15 protein-coding genes are annotated in these 17010 nt (G+C 73.1%); all 15 read right to left on the reverse strand.

The annotated features are described in order from the left end of the window. Positions 1 to 16: 16 nt before the first annotated feature. Complete coding sequence (locus tag LIP_RS14380) at positions 17 to 1348, reverse strand: lipid-A-disaccharide synthase-related protein (protein WP_144440522.1); 1332 nt, start codon at positions 1346 to 1348, stop codon at positions 17 to 19. After that, positions 1338 to 3149, reverse strand: a complete 1812-nt coding sequence (locus tag LIP_RS14385) for an ABC transporter ATP-binding protein (protein WP_068139882.1) — start codon at positions 3147 to 3149, stop codon at positions 1338 to 1340. Before LIP_RS14385 ends, LIP_RS14380 begins: the two co-directional genes overlap by 11 nt. Then, positions 3146 to 4543 (reverse strand): glycosyltransferase family protein, encoded by a 1398-nt coding sequence (locus tag LIP_RS14390; protein WP_068139885.1) that lies wholly within the window; start codon positions 4541 to 4543, stop codon positions 3146 to 3148. Before LIP_RS14390 ends, LIP_RS14385 begins: the two co-directional genes overlap by 4 nt. Then, positions 4540 to 5838 (reverse strand): lipid-A-disaccharide synthase, encoded by a 1299-nt coding sequence (lpxB, locus tag LIP_RS14395; protein WP_144440523.1) that lies wholly within the window; start codon positions 5836 to 5838, stop codon positions 4540 to 4542. Before lpxB ends, LIP_RS14390 begins: the two co-directional genes overlap by 4 nt. Next, a complete protein-coding gene (locus LIP_RS14400) occupies positions 5835 to 6683 on the reverse strand; it encodes an LpxI family protein (RefSeq protein ID WP_068139892.1) in 849 nt (282 codons plus the stop codon). The genes lpxB and LIP_RS14400 overlap by 4 nt, the downstream gene beginning before the upstream one ends. Continuing rightward, entirely contained in the window at positions 6673 to 7476 is an 804-nt protein-coding gene (gene lpxA, locus LIP_RS14405; protein ID WP_068139895.1) for an acyl-ACP--UDP-N-acetylglucosamine O-acyltransferase, read from the reverse strand. Before lpxA ends, LIP_RS14400 begins: the two co-directional genes overlap by 11 nt. Positions 7477 to 7480: 4 nt before the next feature. Next, positions 7481 to 8494, reverse strand: coding sequence for a sugar nucleotidyltransferase (locus LIP_RS14410; protein WP_068139897.1), 1014 nt, complete (start codon positions 8492 to 8494; stop codon positions 7481 to 7483). After that, on the reverse strand, positions 8491 to 9360 hold the full coding sequence (locus LIP_RS14415) for a UDP-3-O-acyl-N-acetylglucosamine deacetylase (RefSeq protein ID WP_158509699.1): 870 nt from the start codon (positions 9358 to 9360) through the stop codon (positions 8491 to 8493). The genes LIP_RS14410 and LIP_RS14415 overlap by 4 nt, the downstream gene beginning before the upstream one ends. Before the next feature lie 158 nt (positions 9361 to 9518). Continuing rightward, positions 9519 to 10286: an amino acid ABC transporter ATP-binding protein gene (locus LIP_RS14420; protein ID WP_068139904.1), complete on the reverse strand. Its 768-nt coding sequence runs from the start codon at positions 10284 to 10286 to the stop codon at positions 9519 to 9521. Beyond that, the gene (locus LIP_RS14425) at positions 10270 to 12321 is read right to left on the reverse strand and encodes a hypothetical protein (RefSeq protein WP_068139906.1); all 2052 of its coding nucleotides are present in this window, start codon (positions 12319 to 12321) and stop codon (positions 10270 to 10272) included. Before LIP_RS14425 ends, LIP_RS14420 begins: the two co-directional genes overlap by 17 nt. Positions 12322 to 12447: 126 nt before the next feature. Then, positions 12448 to 13095: a hypothetical protein gene (locus LIP_RS14430; protein WP_144440524.1), complete on the reverse strand. Its 648-nt coding sequence runs from the start codon at positions 13093 to 13095 to the stop codon at positions 12448 to 12450. A gap of 134 nt (positions 13096 to 13229) precedes the next feature. Beyond that, the gene (gene lpxD, locus LIP_RS14435) at positions 13230 to 14297 is read right to left on the reverse strand and encodes a UDP-3-O-(3-hydroxymyristoyl)glucosamine N-acyltransferase (RefSeq protein WP_068139911.1); all 1068 of its coding nucleotides are present in this window, start codon (positions 14295 to 14297) and stop codon (positions 13230 to 13232) included. A 52-nt stretch (positions 14298 to 14349) separates the two neighbouring features. Next, complete coding sequence (locus LIP_RS14440; RefSeq protein WP_068139914.1) at positions 14350 to 14658, reverse strand: metal-sulfur cluster assembly factor; 309 nt, start codon at positions 14656 to 14658, stop codon at positions 14350 to 14352. Positions 14659 to 14722: 64 nt separating this feature from the next. Further along, the gene (locus LIP_RS14445; protein ID WP_082726394.1) at positions 14723 to 15229 is read right to left on the reverse strand and encodes an OmpH family outer membrane protein; all 507 of its coding nucleotides are present in this window, start codon (positions 15227 to 15229) and stop codon (positions 14723 to 14725) included. A 39-nt stretch (positions 15230 to 15268) separates the two neighbouring features. After that, complete coding sequence (locus LIP_RS14450; protein ID WP_068139921.1) at positions 15269 to 16963, reverse strand: BamA/OMP85 family outer membrane protein; 1695 nt, start codon at positions 16961 to 16963, stop codon at positions 15269 to 15271. Positions 16964 to 17010: the final 47 nt, after the last annotated feature.

Here is a 17010-nt window from a genome sequence, read left to right on the forward strand (position 1 = left end):
CCCCTCCCCCGGCTCGTCACGGCCGGATCTTCTCTGCAGGGCCGAAAGGCCCCTCGCCGCCGCCGAAGGCGGCCACGATCTGACCCGCCATCCGCCCCGCCGCGCCGGCGCGGCCCATGACCGCCCGCCCGGCCTCGCTCATGCGCCGGTACGCCGCCGGGTCGGAAGCGATGCGGCAGATCTCCCGGGCCACGGCGTCGGGATCGGGCGGCGCCACCACCACCGCCTCGCCCAGAAGGCGCCGCTGGTCCGCCAGGAATGCTTCGGTTGCCTGGATGCCGGGACCGGGAAAGGTCACCACGGGCTTGCCCAGGCCCGCCGCCTGCTCGTTGGCGGTGCCCGCCAGCCCCACCACCAGGTGGCAGCCGTGCAGCACGCTGCCGAAGAGGCCCTGGCCCATCCAAAGGAGCGGCCCACCGCGGGCGGCCGATCCGGTCTCGAACCACCGGCCCCCGGCCTCGGCCGCGGGTGCCGCGCCCGGACCCTCCTGGGGAGGGCCGCCCGCCGCCCGCCAGCCGCCGGAGGCGAGGGCGTCCTGGGCCCGCACCGGGTCCAGCCCGGCGGCCAGAGGCACCAGGAAGCGGGCCGGACCGGGCCAGCACGCGGCCACCGCCATCGCCACCCGACCCATGACGGCCAGGTTGTCGTACGCGTCCGCGTGGCTTCCGGGCAGGAGCGCCACCACCAGCCCGTCGGTCGCCGCCTCGGGCAGGGGCCCCGCTTCCAGGGCATCCATCATCAGGTTGCCGGCGTACCGGGCGGGCACGCCCGCATCGGCCAGCGCCCGGGCGCTCTCGGGGTCGCGGGCGAAGACCAGACGCGCCCGCCGCATGAGCCGGCGCTCCGCACGGCCGAAACCCCGGATGCGCTCGCTCTTGGCCGTGCTCACGAAGACCGTCGGGCGCCGGGCCAGCAGGATCCCCGCGGCCAGCGGCACCACGTCGCCCACGGCGAGCACCCAGTCGGCCTGCCGGCCCAGCCCCCGCACGCTTCGGGCCTGCCGGGCGGCCAGGCCCAGAAGGCCCGCCCGCAGGTCCTTCCAGAGCCCGCCGCTGCCCTCCAGGAGGAACCCGCCGGACGGCATCGCGGCCTGCACCCCCACCACCTTCCACGGCCGGCCGCCCCGCTCCTCCGCGGCCGCCCCAAGGGGCTCCGGCACCGCCCGGCGCCCCGGCTCCGATGCGGTCCAGGCGAGGCCCTCGCCCACCAGGGGGAAGGCCCAGACCTCCAGGGCCACCCCCACCTCCGCGGCTCGCGCCTGGAGGGCGGAGACGAGGGTTCGGGCCAGCAGGTCCTCCCCATGACCGTTGGAGAGGACCAGAAGCCGCATGGGTCTCTCAACGGCCAAGGGTCTGGACCCCTTCCCGGGACTGGGCCTCGAAGAGGCTCCGGTAGAGACCCCGCCGGTTCATGAGCTCGGCGTGGGTTCCTTCTTCCACCACCCGCCCGCCGTCCACCACCAGGATCCGGTCTGCGGCCACGACGGTGGAGAGCCGGTGGGCCACCACGAAGCTCGTCCGGTCCCGCATGAGCCGCTCCAACGCTTCCTGCACCAACCGCTCCGAGGGGGCGTCCAGGGAGGAGGTCGCCTCGTCCAGAATGAGCAGGCGCGGGTCCCGCAGGAGTGCGCGGGCGATCGCGATCCGCTGCCGCTGGCCGCCCGAGAGGGTGGCCCCCCGCTCCCCCACCCTCGTCTCGTAGCCCTGGGGCAGCTCCATGATGAAATCGTGCGCGTTGGCGGCCCGGGCCGCGGCTTCGATCTCCTCGCGGGTGGCCCCAGAGCGCCCGTAGGCCAGGTTCTCCAAGACGCTCACCCCAAAGAGCACCGTCTCCTGAGGAACCAGCCCGATGGCCCGGCGCAGGTCCTCGATCGAGAGCTCGCGCACGTCGATGCCGTCCACCCGCACCGTCCCCCGGGCAACGTCGTAGAAGCGGGGGATCAGGTTCACCAGGGTCGACTTGCCGGCCCCGCTGGGCCCCACCAGGGCCACCCGCTGCCCCGGCTCCACCTTCAGGTCGATGCCCCGCAGCACCCACTGGCCCGGCTCGTACGCGAACCAGACGTCCTCGAAGCTCACCCGCCCTTTGCAGCGGGGCAGCCGCCGGGGGACGGGCGGCTCGGCCACCCGGTCGGGCTCGTCCAGCAGCTCGAAGACCCGCTGGGCTGCCGCGGCCGCCTGCTGGAGCTGGGCCGAGGTGTGGGAGATGCCGCCCACGGGCCCCAGGACCAGGGCCAGGTAGCCGACGAAGCTCATGAACCCTCCCGCGTCCATGCGGCCGTGGAGGATCTCCCATCCGCCCACCCAGAGGATGGCCGCGACGCCCACGGCGGTCACCAGCTCCACCACGGGCGTCACCGTCGCCTCGAGCTGTACCGACTTCATCTGGGCCTCGAAGCCCGCCTCGTTCTCCTGGTCGAAGCGACCCTGGAGGCTCCGCTGGAGGGTAAAGGCCTTGACGACCCGGATCGCCCCCAGCATCTCCTGCAGGGCCGCGGCGATGCCCGCCATGCGCTCCTGCACCCGGCGGCTGGCCCGGCGGATGCGGCGGCCGTACAGGTCGATGGCCCACCCTGCCAGGGCCAGGATGATCAGGCTCACCAGGGCCATGCGGGCGTTGAGGTAGATCAGGAAGAAGAGCACCCCCGCCAGGGTCAGGAGCTGGCCGGCCAGGTCGCCGATGGCACGGCCCACGCCGGCCTGGATCTGGGCGGCGTCGAAGGTGATCCGGGAGACCAGCTCGCCCGTCCGGTGCCGCTGGTGGAAGTCCAGGGAGAGCTCCTGAAGCTTCTGGTGTACGGCGCGCCGCAGGTCGGCCACCAGCCGCTGGGCCGTATAACCCAGGAGGTAGCCGCGCCCGTAGCGGAAGAGGCCCCGCACCAGCATCAGGCCCACGATCAGGAGGACGAGCTGGGTGATGCGCGTCATGGAGCTGTGGACGCTGAGCACCTCGCGCACGATGCCCTGGCCGAAGATCAGCGGGAGCACGAGCTCGGTCCCGGAGACGACCAGCATGCAAAGGAGGCCTCCCAGGGCGGCGCGCAGGTGCGGACGGGCGTACTGCAGGAGGCGCAGCGCCACGCTCCGCCGGCCGGCATCGCTGGGGCGCGTGGCGACCTCGGGTACCGGAGCCGAAGCTGCTGGGCTCATGGTGCCACCTCCGTGGAGCCTTCGCGCTCGCCGGCCGCGTCCAGTGCGCCGTCGGGAGCACCGCCGAGCATGGAAAGGACCCGGTCCGCCACGCGCCGGGCCGCGCCCGGCTCGCCCCGCAGCGCCTCCAGAGCGTGGCGGACCCCGGCGCGGCGCGGGCCGTCGTCCAGCCACGCGGCCAGCTCTCCGGCCAGGGCCTCGGGGCCTACCTCGCCCCGCAGCTCCGGCACCAACCGGCGGCCCGCCCGCCGGTTGGGCAGCGCCACGAAGGGGGTGGCCCGCTCCACCCGGTACACGGCCCGGCGCTTCAATGCCGGACCGACGGCCGGAAGGCCCCCCACCAGACCCGCCAGCCCCTCCAGGGGGATCTCCTCAGGCCGCTGCAGCGGCAGCACCACCAGCATGGGAAGGCCGAAGGCCGCCATCTCCGCGGTGTTGCTGCCGGGGAGGGTCAGGGCCATGTCGGCCGCCGCCATGAGCTCCCGGCTCGCGCCCTGCACCAGCTCCACCCGAACCGGGCGGGCCGCCTGGGTGCGGGTGCCCTCCGGGCCCAGGCGCCCGAGGGCGAGGCGCCGGGCGCCGGGAAGGTCCAGCGGCTCCCAGTCGCCCGTCTCCCGGGCGCGGGCCCCCCGCGCCCCGCCTGCCCACGCCGCACGGGCCAGGGCTGCGGCGGCCGTCGCATCCACAAAGGGTGAAAGGGTGAAAACGGCTCGTACCGGGGCGGCCTCCATCCCCGCAGGAGGCGGCGTGATCGCAAGCCGCCGGAGCGCCTCCAGGTAGAGGGGCATCAGGAACCGGAGCTCGGCCGACCGGCTGCCCGGCAGCAGCAGGAGCACCTGCTCCCCGGGCTCCAACCGGAGGCGCGCCCGCACCTCGCCAGGCGCGAGGCGACTCCTGGCCGCATCGGTCATCAGGTCCCCCACCACCTCGAGGCGCTCGGAGAGGCGGTCGATCTTGCTCCCCAGCCGCCGGCGCGCCCGGTCCAGGGCGCGACCATCGGGCAGGAGAAACCGCTCGAAGACCCCCGTCCAGCGGACCCGGCCCTCGGTGTAGGCCAGGGCCCGGTACCCCAGGCGACGGGCCAGCCACGCCGCGTAGACCATGTCGCCCCCCAGGAAGAGGACCACGCCCTGCCGGGCGGGGCGGTAGCCGGGGGGCCGCCGGCGGCTCAGGAGAAAGGCCACCACCTGGCCGGGTTCGTAGACGCGAACGCCCGCCGGGCCGCCCAGGAGGTCGCGCACGACCCCCGCCTCCGCCCCGCTCGCGAAGGTGCAGGGGGGGATCATCACCGTCAGGCGCGCGTCGCCCAGACGGTGCAGCAGCTCGCGCGCCACGGGCTCCAGCCACGTCGCCACCTCACCCGGACTGTTGACCGTCACCAGGACCTCCCTCATGGTCGCACCACGCCTCTGGCGTCCTCCCCGCCCGCTCGGGGAGCCTCAGCGCCTTCCGCCTGGGCCGGAACGCCGCCCGGCTGCGCCTCGTCGCCGGCCACCTGGAGAACCACCTGCGCCGCCCGAGCCAGGGCTCCGGGCTCTCCCAATCGGGCCCGCACCTCGTCGTAGCCCTGAAGCTGGACCTCGCGCGCCGCCCGGTCCCGGTGCAGCCGCAGCGCTTCGTTCACCAAGCGACCAGGCGTCGCCTCGCCCTGCAGGAGCTCCGGCACGATCCGCCTCTGGGCCACGATGTTGGGCAGGCCGATGTAGGGGATCCGGATCAGCATGCGGGCGATCCAGTAGGTGGACGTCGAAACCCGGTAGAGCAGAACCTGGGGTACCCCCAGCAAGGCCGCCTCCAGGGTGGCTGTCCCCGACGCGACCCACGCCTGGTCGCTGAGCTGAAGCGCGAGGAGGCTCTGGCCCGGCAGGAGGCGCACGGGGACCTGGGCGGTGGCGGCTCGATCCTCCACGAAGGCTCCGGCCTGGGTCCCAACCAGGCTTTCCGCCAGGGGCAGGAGGTAGGCCGCGCCGGGAGCCTGCTCGCCGAAGCGCCGGGCGGCCTCCAGCATCACGGGGAGCAGGGCGCGCACCTCCTGCTCGCGGCTGCCCGGGAGGAGTGCCACCACCGGGCCGTCGGGCCCTGCGCCACCGGCGGTTCCGGGGCCCGGCCGCACGCCCAGCCCCAGGGCGGCCCGTGCCTCGGCCAGCTCTTCGGGGTTCCGCCGCCCCTCGGCCACCAGGTCCAGGAGCGGGTGCCCCACGTACGTCACGTCGGCGCCCGCCTCCCGGTAGACGTCAGCCTCGAAGGGAAAGACCGCGCAGACCTTCCGCACGTGCCGGGCCACCCGCTCGGCTCGGCCCTTGCCGTAGGCCCAGGCGGTGGGTGAGAAATAGTAGACGGACGGGATCCCGAGACGGTGGGCGACCTCGGCCAGGCGCAGGTTGAAGCCCGGGTAATCGATGAGCACCAGGCAGTCGGGGGAGGTCCGCTCCAGGACCCCGCAGACCCGGAGGAAGAGCCGATGGAGGACAGGGTACTGGCGGAGCGACTCGCTCCAGCCCACGGTTCCCAGGCGGGTCGGGTCGAAAAGGAGGCGGACGCCCTCGCGCCGCATGGCCGAGCCGCCCAGCCCGTACAGGCGCACCGAGGGGTCCTGGGCCCGGAGCGCGCGGGCCAGCGCCGCCCCGTGGAGGTCCCCCGAGGCCTCGCCCGCCACCACCATCACCCGCCTGCGCTCCGCCTGGCTCATGCGCTGCCACTCCCCCAAGCCCTCGCCTGCTCCTCCCTGATCCCCAGCAGGCAGATCCCTGCCTCGTCCGCCGCCTGGATCACGGCCTCCCGGTCCACCAGGAGCGCCTCGCCGGCCTCCAGGGCCAGCACCCGCACCCCGGCCCTCTGGGCGACCGCCAGGGTGTCAAGCCCCATGGTCGGCAGGTCGAACCGGGGATCCTGGGCCGGCTTGCGCACCTTCACCACCACGGCTCCGTCCCCGGCCAGGGCACCCCCCCGTAGGATGCAGGCGTCGGTCCCCTCGATGGCCTCCACGGCCGTCACGGCCCGGCCCCGCAGCACCACCGTCTGCCCCAGGTCCAGCCCGGCGATGGCCCGGGCCACAGTGAACCCGAGGGCCACGTCCTGCTGCTCCTCAGGGCTGGCCCCCGAGCGGGTCAGTTGCCCTTCCGGCATGACCAGGTGGGGCACCGCCCACGCCTGGGGGAGCACCTCCAGCCCCAGGGCGGCCAGGTCGTTCACCAGGGCCCCCAGGATCGCATCGTCGTTGCGCGCCCGGAGCCCGTCCAGGAGCCGGCGGATGCCCGCATCCAGCGGCGCATGGTAGAGGGAGGTCTTGGGCACCTTACCCAAGAGGACGACCTTCCGGGCTCCCCCCTCCCGGAGACGCCGCTTCACCTCGTCCCACTGGCCCACATCCACCCGGTGGCAGGCGCCCGCCTGCCGTGCCAGCTCCGGGTCGGGCTCAGGGGCCACCGCCACCACCAGGGCCGGCTTCCCCGACCGGCGGAGCCGGGTCGCGGCCTCGACGGGAAGCCGCCCCGCCCCCGCCAGGATCGCGACGTCCGACGGGTCAGAGGTCATCGGATCGCCCGGGCTCCTCGCGCACGATGCCTCGCCGGGACGAGCGGGCGAAGGCCGCCAGCTCTGCGAGCTCCGCCGCGTCGCCCAGGGCCTCGATTCGGGCCAGGGCCTCCTCCAGACCCAGGGAGGAGCGGTAGAGCAGCCGGTAAGCCTGCTTCAGCAGGTCCCTCACCCCCGGCCCGATCCCGGCCCGGCGGAGGCCCACGGCGTTGAGGCCGTGCACCCGGGCGGGGTTCCCCGCCACCAACATGAAGGGGGGTACGTCCTGCCGCACCATGGCCAGGGCTCCCACCATGGCCAACCGCCCCACCGCGACGAACTGGTGGATACCCGCCATGCCGCCGATCACCGCACCGTCGCCGACGTGGGTGTGCCCGGCCAGGGCGGCGGCGTTGGTGAGCACCACGCCGTCGCCCACCTGCACGTCGTGGCCCACGTGGCTGTAATGCATGAAGAAGCAACGGTTTCCCACCCGGGTGAGGCCGCCCCCCTTGACGGTCCCCCGGCTGATGGTCACGTACTCCCGGATCTCGTTCTCGTCGCCCACCACCAGCTCCGTGGGCTCCCCCCGGTACCCGACGTCCTGGGGAGCGGTGCCCAGCGCGGCACCGGCCCCGATCCGGTTGGCCCGGCCGAGGCGGGTGGGCCCGTAGAGGACGGCGTGGGGTCCGACCACCGTCCCCTCCCCGACGTGCACGGCCCCTTCGATGACAGCGTAGGGACCCACCCGCACGCCGTCCTCCAGCTCCGCCCGGCGGTCGATGCGGGCGGTCGCGTCCACGTGGATGCCCATGGGGTCACCACCCCTTCCCCGCGCCATGCGGGCTGCCGTGGCCGATCTCGATCTCCGAGTGGTCGCCGATGTTGAGGCGGGTCTCGCTGCCCCGCACCGTCGCGTGCTCGCCCACCAGCGAGTGCTGGAGGAGTACGCCCTCCACCTGGGCCCCCTCGCTGATGATGCTGTCGCTGATGAGGGAGTGCTCGATCCGGGCGCCGGCGCTGATGGAGACGTAGGGCCCGATGATGGACGCCCGCACCTGCGCCCCGGGCGAGATGGCCACGGGGGGCCGGATGATCGATCCCGAGAACCGCCCGTCGGGCTGGGGCGACTGCTCCAGCAGGACCCGGTTCGTCTCGAGGAGGGTGTCGGGGCTGCCGCAATCATGCCACGCCTCCACCTCGAAGGTGGTCAGTTCCTCCCCGGCCTCCACCATGAGCTGGAGCCCGTCGGTAAGCTGGAACTCCCCTTTCACCGTGCGGCCCTCGCGGATCACCTGGTCCAGGGCGCGGAAGAGGAGGCCGGGGTTCTTGAGGAAATAGATCCCCACCACCGCCAGGTCCGAGGTGGGGTGGTCGGGCTTCTCCACCAGGCGGACCACCCGGTCGCCCTCCATCTCCACGATGCCGAAACGCCGGGGGTCCTCCACCCGCCGGACGCCGATGGCGCTCCGGGAACCGCGGACTACGGGCTCCAGGTCCGCCTCCACGATGGTGTCGCCCAGGACGATCAGCACCGGTTCCTCCGCCTCCACCGCGTCCTGGGTGAGATGGATGGCGTGCCCCAAACCCTTCCGCTCCTGCTGCTCCACCACGTGCACCCGCATCCGGTAGCGGCCCCGCACGTAGTCGACCACCTTTTCGCCCAGGTAACCCACCACCAGGACCACCTGGTCGACCCCCAGGGGTTGAAGGCGGTCCAGGATGTGGGCCAGGATGGGCTTGCCGGCCACGGGCACCAGGACCTTGGGGACCGTGTGCGTCTGGGGGCGCAGCCGCGTGCCCACGCCCGCCACGGGAACGATCGCCTTCATTCGGCCTCTCCTCCTTGGAACACCGAAGACAGCGCCTGCGTCAGCCTCTGGTTCAGGGCGTGGCCGGAGGCGACGCCGATCACCGTCCCGGCCAGAGGTCCCAGCACGGCCAGGTCGCCCAGAAGGTCTGCCAACTTGTGGCGGGCCACCTCGTTGGGAAAGCGGAGCGCGGTGAGGACCTTCTCCTCCCCCACCAGCACCGCCATGCCCGGCTCGCCCATGGCCAGCCCCTCCCGCCGGAGCGCCTCCACCTCGCTCAGAAAGGCGACGGTCCGGGCCGGCGCCACCTCGCGGGCGAAGGTGGCCGCGTCCTCCGCCCCCGGCTGCACCGCGAACCGGAACTGCTGGCTCGCGAGCCCCCGGTGCTGGCTGAGGAAGACGTATCGGAGCGTGAGCCCCTCGTCTCCGTGAACCGGTGGCAGCGCCACCAGGGTCGCCTCGCCCTCTTCCACCAGCACGGGAACCGGCACGGATCGCACCGGCACCGCCCTGCCGTCCGGCTCGATTTCCTGCCGGCCCGCCTCTTCCAGCATCTGCGTGAAGGTCGTCAGGCTTCCATCCCCGGCTGGGAGCTCCTCCCCCCAGACGAGGACGTCCGCGTGCCAAACGCCCATGCCCGCGAGGGAGGCCAGCAGGTGTTCCACCGTCTGGACCCGTGCCTCACCGATCCCGAGGGTGGTGGAACGGCGTGTCCCCACCACACGGCCCGGCTCGGTGGGGATCACCGGTCGCCCGGGCAGGTCGGCGCGCACGAAGCGGATCCCCCCGCCCGACCGGGCCGGCTCCAGCCGGACCCGGCTCCATTGCCCGGAGTGGATCCCCTTCCCCTCGAACTCGACGGGCCGGGCGATCGTCACCTGCCGCACGGCGACGGCCCCCTTCCCATTCTTCCGCTCCCCCACCCATTCGGCACCCCCGGGGCCCTCCCTTCCGCGCCGCCGGGGAGACCGGAACCCACGGGCTGGTTCTCGTCGCAGAGCCTGCTCCTGCCCCGGTCGCCGGAGGCTCCTCGGTCCCGCCCTCCTCATGCCCCCAGGAGCATCTGGTACCGCCGGGCCACCTGGGATCGGGGCGCGGCCAGCACCTCCTCGGGCGGGCCGGACTCCACCACGCGCCCGGCCTCCATGAAGACCAGGCGGTGCGCCACCTGGCGGGCGAAGCCCACCTGGTGGGTCACCAGGAGCATGGCCCGATCCGACTCGGCCACCAGGCCCTCCATGAGCTTCAGGATCTCGTGGACCACCACCGGGTCCAGGGAGGCCGTGGGCTCGTCCCAGAGCATCAGCAGCGGCTCGCCCACCAGGGCCCGAGCGATGGCGACCCGCTGCCGCTCGCCCCCCGAGAGCTCCTCGGGCCGGCGGCCTGCGGCCCAGCCCATACCGACCCGCTCCAGGGCGGCCCGAGCCACCGCCAGCGCCTGATGGGTCGGCTGGCCGGCGGCCACCAGGCCTATGGCCACGTTCTGTTCCGCGGTAAGCCGTCGCAGCAGGTGGGAGCCCTGGAAGACGAAGCCCACCCGGCGCCGGAGCAGCGGCAGCTCGTCCGACCTCGCCTCGCGGAGCACCACGCCCGCGATCTCCACCTCGCCCTCGTCGGGCGCCTCCAGGCCGTCCACACAGCGCAGGAGCGTCGACTTGCCGCATCCGCTGGGGCCCAGGAGGGCCACCACCTCGCCCGGCTGGACCTCCAGGTCCACCCCCGTCAGGGCCCGGACCGGCCCGAAGCGCTTGCTCAGTCCTCGAACCCGCAGCACAGGCTGCTTTTCGGCCGGCGTCTCACGTCCTCGGCCCACGGGCTGCACCTCCCCGGCGCCACCGGTTTCCGAGCGCTCTCAGCAGGCGCGGCGCCGCGCTCCCGCCCGGTCCCTCCAGGAGCCGGCCCCGGCGGGCCAGGAACCCCAGGAGCGAGGGACGGGCCTCGGGGAGGACCACCGCCCGCATCACTTGGGCCGGCGTGAGCCCCGCGGCCACGGCCAGCTCCACTTCCTCGGCGCGCACCGGGTTGATCCTTCCCGCCAGGGCCCAGGCCGCCAGCGCCAGCAGCGCGCCGGCCAGGGCCGCGCCCTGCCAGGTCACGTAGGGCAGCTCCGCACCTGCGAGCCCGTAGCTCGCGGCCAGCACCACAGCCCCCCAGACGGCGGCGAAGAGCCAGGTGGCGTCGGGCAGCCTTTCGCGCCGGCGTATCCACCGGCCGAACCGGGTCCAGGGTTCCGCGGGGCGGCCGTCGGCGGACGCTCGGCCGCGCCCGGGTCTCAGGCGGCCCAGCGCGGCGGCGCCCGAGCGGACCGCAGAGAGGTCCAGGAGCAGGTGCACCGCCGCCAGCACCACCACCAGGATACCCGCCACCAGCCCCCGGGCCTGGTGCAGGAGCTGCAGCAGGCTGGCCCGGGCGTTCGGTCGCACGGTGGCCGCGGGCAGGAGGGAGGCCGTGGCCTCGGCATCGCCCAGCTCCTCCCGGGCGACCCGGGCCAGGGAGCCTTGGTCGGCACCACCAGGGGCCGTGAAGTAGATGCGGCCCTCCGTCCCCGCGGCCCGGCTCGTCCAGGTGTCCACCAGCGAGCGGAGCTCCTCGACCTGGGCGCCGGTCAGCGAGGGCAGACGGGCGGCCGTCGCCTCCAGCTCCACCGCCGCCTGTTCCAGGGCGGCGGGGTCCATTCCGTCGAGGCTGGTGCGCAGCGCCTCCAGGTGCCCTTGAAGCTGGGCCAGCGCCTCGGGCTTCAGTCCCTGCACGGCCGCCAGAGGGTCGCGAGCCCCCCCTGGGGCCCGGTCCGCACCGGGTTGCTTGCCCGAGGCGTCCGGGTTGGCCTGCGCGCTCTCCCCTGCCAGGTTCTCCAGGAGAAGCTGGGCCAGCAGGTCCAGGGCGGCTCCGCGGCCCGAGGGGCTGGCCAGCTCCTGGGTGAGCTGGTCGACCCGGGCCTTGAGGCTTTCCACCTCGTGGAGGGCCGCCTGGAGCTGGGCTGCCGTCTCGGATCCCGAGGCCGCCGCCGAGCGGGCGGCCTCGCGCCCCTGGCCGACGGCGCCCGCCAGATCGCGCAGCTGCTGCGCGGCCTGCTGCCAGGCGCCTTTCATGCCGTCTTGCTCGCTCAAGAGGGGAAGGAGGGTGTCGAGCTGCCGCAGGGCCGCGGCCAAACCGGGGGAGGCGGCGCCAGGAGGGTCCACGGGCCGCAGGGCCAGGCCGCTGCGGGCGGCGAGGCGTTCCACGGCTTCCCTCGGGTCGACGGTACCCGCCAGGGGCAGGCGCAGCTCCACCAGGCGCCGGTCAGCCGCGAGGCGGCGGAGGCGCTCGGAGACGGATCGGACCCGGTCGGGCCCAGTGAGCACCGCTGTGACCGTGTCGCCGTGGCGGAAGGCGAAGGCCACGCCCGGTTCCCGCTCCACCCGCGCCGCCAGCTCGCGCTCGAGGCCGGGTGCGATGTTGGCCACCTCCACCGACGGTTCCACCAGGTACGTGACGCCGTTGAAGCCCGGAACGTTGCGAACCAGCTCAGGAAGCCCTTCGAAACCGGCGCGGTTCCGCGCCTCCGCCGGAAGGGTGACGAAGAGGCTGGCGTTCCCGGCCACCTCCGCGCCCCGGCGGAGACCGATGCCGGGGTGCGCCCGTTCCAGGATCTCCTCGACCTGATCCAGCCCACCGGTGGCCGCGTCGGAGCGCAGGTGGACGATGGCGTCGTAGGTGCCCGAGCTGCCCAGGGTTTCCTCCACGGCGCGGGAAAGGTAGGCGTCCGCCGCCCGCGAGCCGCCGAGCGCGAGGCCCGTGACGGCCAGGACGGCCACCAGCCACAGGATCAGGAGGTCCTTTCCGAAACCGTCTTGGAACAGAGCCCGCACGGAGGCACCGACCCTTTCCTGATGCACCGCGCGGATTATAACACAGCTCCGGAATGCCCCGAACCTGCAGTTGGTACCGTTCCCGCCAGGGGGGGCCGTTCGAGGCAGCTCGCGCCAGGACGCCCGCTAGAAGCTGGTCTGGTACCCCAGGCCCGCCTGGAGACTCTTCAGGTCCCGGATAGCCAGGGTGGCGTCGAGGCCCCGGGCCAGGTTGAAGCGGGTACCCACCTGGAGGCTGGGATCCGCTTCGATGAGGAGCGTGATCGGCGGTAGCCCAGCGCCGTCGCCCGCCTGCACGGGATTGAGGAGACCGCTGACGCCCACGAAGGGAAGCACGGCGGTTCGACTGGTGGCCACACCACCATGGAGGCGCCAGAGGCTGCTCAGCCGCTTGCTGATCGTGCCGAAGAAGCTCGGGTCGTCCGCACCTCCCCAGGTGAAGCCCAGGGCGAGCCCCGGTTGCCGGGCCGTCTCGGCCAGCAGGCCGATCTTGGCCCCGAGGCCCAGTTTGCCCTCTGCGGTGCTACCATTGACGGCCACTTCCAGGCCCGGCAGGATGCCGAACGCCACCGCGGGCTCGAAGTCGGCCCCGGCGGAGTCGTAGTAGAGGGAGAGCCGCACCGCCTGCGGCGGCAGGACGTCGGCCGTCTTGACCTCCACCAAGCCCGTGAGCCCCGACGTGGTCCCGGAGGCCGCGGCCGGAAGCGGGGAGAGGGCGAACGCCACGACCCATGCGACGAGCAGGCTTCTTGCCCAACGGCTGGTGCGCGCCATCAGTGTCCCGCCGCTCGCGATCCCGGTCTTCAGGCCCGGGGCGGAAAGCGGCGGTCCCTCCCTTCTCTCATGAAGCTGGTCATGAATCGGGGCTTCTGCAAGCCCCCGGCTTCAACCGTGGGGTTCATGACCTCTTAAGGTCCTTCTCGCTCTGCTCTCAGGTAGGTGAGCTCGTCGCGCAGCATCCCCACCTCGGCCCTCAGCGCGGCCACCTCGCGCACGAGCTCGGGAACCCGCCGCTGCGCGGCCAGGGCGCGCATGGTCTCCGCGTGCGGGCGTGCCGGAAGGCCGGAAACCAAGCCGCCCTCCACGTCCTTCAGGACCCCGGCCTGGGCCGCCACCACCGTACCGTCGCCCAGCTGCACGTGGTCGGCGACCCCCGCCTGTCCGGCCAGCACCACCCCGCGGCCCAGGCGGGCGCTGCCGGCCACGCCCACCTGCGCGACCAGCAGGCAGTCTTCCCCCACCTGGACATTGTGGGCCACGTGCACCAGGTTGTCGATCTTGGTCCCCCGTCCGATCACCGTCTCCCCCAGGGTGGCCCGGTCGATGGTGCTGTTGGCGCCTATCTCGACGTCGTCGCCCACCACCACCGTCCCCAGGTGGGGGATCTTCCGGTGGCGGCCGCCTGGGGCCCGGGCGTAGCCGAACCCGTCGGAGCCCACCACGGCGCCGGGTTGGAGGATCACCCGGTCGCCCAGCCGCACCCCGTCGGACACCACGCTGTTCTCCCGAAGGCAGCAAGCCTGCCCCACCACGGCGCCCCGGCCCACCCGGGCACCGGGGTAGACCAGGGTACCGTCCCCCAGGCGGGCCCCGGAACCGACAAAGGCCTGAGGGCCCACCCGCACGCCCTCGCCCAGCTCCGCGTCGGGTGCCACGCAGGCCGAGGGGTGGACCCCGGGCGCCAGCCACGGGGGCTCCTGGAAGAGCTCCAGCACCCGGGCGAAGGCGAGCCGGGGCTCGTCCACCCAGATGATCGCCCGGGCGGAGGGACCGGCACCGGTCCGGGCCGAGGCCGGCGCGAGGAGGACCCCGGCCCGGCTGCGCTCGGCCCGCTCCCAGGGCTGGCCCGCGTCCAGGTAGCTGACCTGGTCGGGGCCTGCCTCCTCCAGGGGCGCCGGGCCGATCACCCCCCGATCGGCGGGCCCTTCCAGCTCACCGCCCACCAGGGCGGCCAGCTCTTCGGCGCGGCGTTCCACAGCCTCTCCCCCCACCCAGGTGCGGCGGCCGCGACGCCGCGGCCCCGCGTGCTCAGCGGATGCCCCACCTCAAGAGGCGTTTGGCCTCCTCGCTCATCATGTCAGGGTTCCACGGAGGATCCCAGACCAGCTCGGTTTCCACGGTCCGGACCCCCGGCAGCGGCCTGACGGCCGCCTCCACCTGCTCGTTCAAGGTCGCGTAGAGCGGGCATCCGGGGGTGGTCAGGGTCATCCGCACGCTCACCTTGCCCTCGTCGTTCACGTCCACCCCGTAGATGAGGCCCAGGTCGACCACGTTCAAACCAAGCTCGGGATCGATCACGACTTTGAGTGCCTCGCGCACCGTCGCCTCTTCAACCACGGGTGTCGCCTCCTTTGGAGCCGCCCGTGCGCGTCGCACGTCTCACTGGGGGCTCTCCCCTATTCTAGCTTCCCCCGGAGGGATTCGTCTGCACCCCCAGGCGCCTGAGGACAGAAGCGGTCAGATCCACGCCGCCGTGGAGGACGACCTCCTTCTGCAGGACGATCTCCACACCCTGCTCCCCGGCCACGGCGGCGATGGCCTCCAGCACCCTGGCCTCGAACTCCGCCTGAAGCCGGCGAAGCTCCTGGGCGCTCGCGTCCAGGCGCTTCTGGTACTCGTCGAAAAGGGCCTGCTTCTCCTGGTCGTCCAGGGAGGCGCTCTTCTGATCGAACTCGTCCTGAAGGGCGGTGCGCGTCCGGTCCAGCTCCGCCATGGCGCCCTCGAGGTTCGGCGCCAGGTACTGGCTGCGGATCAGCTGCACGTCCACGTAGCCCACGCGAGGCGCCTCTTCCTGCGCCCCCGCGGCCTGCGGGACGAGGAGAAGGACCGCCGCCAGGATCGACGCCAGCCCCGCGCGCCGGGCGGCGTGCACCCGGTGCCTCCCGCCCCGCCCTCCTCTGCCTGCCACCTCGCACCCTCCTCTGGTGCCGGACGCCGGGCACCCCGGCTAGAAGGTCTGCCCGAAGCTGATGTACGGCTTGCCCGGCTCGGTGCGGCTCATGCCGTAGTCCAGCCGCAGGATGCCGATGGGCGTGTTCAGGCGGACGCCCAGCCCGTAACCCGTGGCCATGTCGCTCAACCGCACCGTCTCGTCCTCCCGCCAGGCCCGTCCCGAGTCGACGAAGACCACGCCCTGCACCTGGTCCGCGATGGGGAAGCGGTACTCCAGGTTGGCCACCAGCTTCCGGGTGCCGTCGGTGAACTTGGTGTAGTCGTACCCCCGGAGCGACTCGGAGCCGCCGACCTGGAACTTCTCGCTGCTGCGGGCGTTGCCCTCCAGGACCCCCGCGTCGATGCGGAAGGCCAGGGTCTGGTTGGAGCGGCCCACCTTGAGGTAGCGGCTGTAGGTCTCCTGGTAGATCTGGTAGTCCCAGTCGCCGCCCAGAAGCCCGCCGCCCAGGGTGACCGACGCCCGGTTCCGGTAACCCTGGGTCGGGAAGAAGGGGTGGTCGGTGGTGTTGGTGGCCAGGGCCAGCTCGAAGGAGCGGTTGCTGCTGTCGACCCGGTCGGTTGCCTCATCGGGCTGGTCGTACGTCCGGTTGTCCAGGGAGAAGGTGCCGATGAGGCGGCTGTAGCCCCCCACCGGGTGGCCCAGGCTGACGCTGGTGCCCAGGTCGTGGTACCAGCCGTCGCTCTCCTCCAGTTGGTTCCGGTTGAAGAGGCTGACCCCCAGGGAGAGGCCACTCGCCGTGAGGTAGGGCTCCCGGAAGCGGAGCTCGTACTCGGTGGACTTGGCGCCTACCTGCACCTTCACCCCCGCCTCCTGGCCCCGGCCCAGGAAGTTGGCCTCGGAGACGTCCACGTAGCCTCCCAGGCCGCCCGCGCTGCTCCAGGTGACGCCCAGGCTGGCCGTGCCCGTCTTCCGCTCCGTCACGTGCACCACCAGGTCCAGGGTCTCGGGGTCGCCGGTCTCCTCGAAGCTCCGGCTCACCTGGTCGAAGAAGCCCAGCTGGAGCACGTCCCGCAGGCCCCGGTCCACCTTGTTCAGGTCGATGGGCTCACCCGGCTCGATCCGCATCTCCCGCAGGATCACGAAGTCCCGGGTCTTCTCGTTCCCCTCGGTGCGGATCGCGTGGAGCTTGACGGGGGCGAAGAAGAGGGTGAGGGTCCCCTCCTCGTCCCAGGCGGGGGTCTGGTTGGGGCGGACCAGGAGGCCGTCCTTCTGGAGCACCTGGTACTGGATGGTGGAGAGGGCGCTCCGCACCTGGTTCAGGTCGATGACCTTCCCCGTCTCGAGCCCCGCTTCGGCCAGGAGCGCCTGGCTGTCCTGGCCCTCCAGGCCCTTCAGCACCACCTGCTTCAGCACCGGGAGCTCCTTCACCACGAAGACCACCTGGACCCCGCCGGGCACCGTGGGCACCTGGAAGGTGACGCTGTCGAAGGTGCCCAGGTCCAGGATGGACTGAGCATCCTTCTGGAGGTCGTCGGGGTTGATGGGGCGGCCGATGCGGGTCGCAGTGATCGCGTCCAGGATGCGCTCCGCCGGGATCTGCCGGTTCCCCCGCACGGCGATGGACTGGACCGTGGGCTGGTCCGCTCCCTTCTCCTGCGCTGCCATCGGGAGAGCGGTCGTCGCCACCAGTCCCAGAAGCCACGTGAGGATCACCAGGAACCGAATCGTGCCGTATCGTTCCCCTCGCACGTCAACGCCCCCACTCGTCGGTCGCTGCTGCGCCCGGAGCTGCGTCT

It is taken from the genome of Limnochorda pilosa (genome assembly GCF_001544015.1).
GTDB classification, from domain to species: domain Bacteria; phylum Bacillota; class Limnochordia; order Limnochordales; family Limnochordaceae; genus Limnochorda; species Limnochorda pilosa.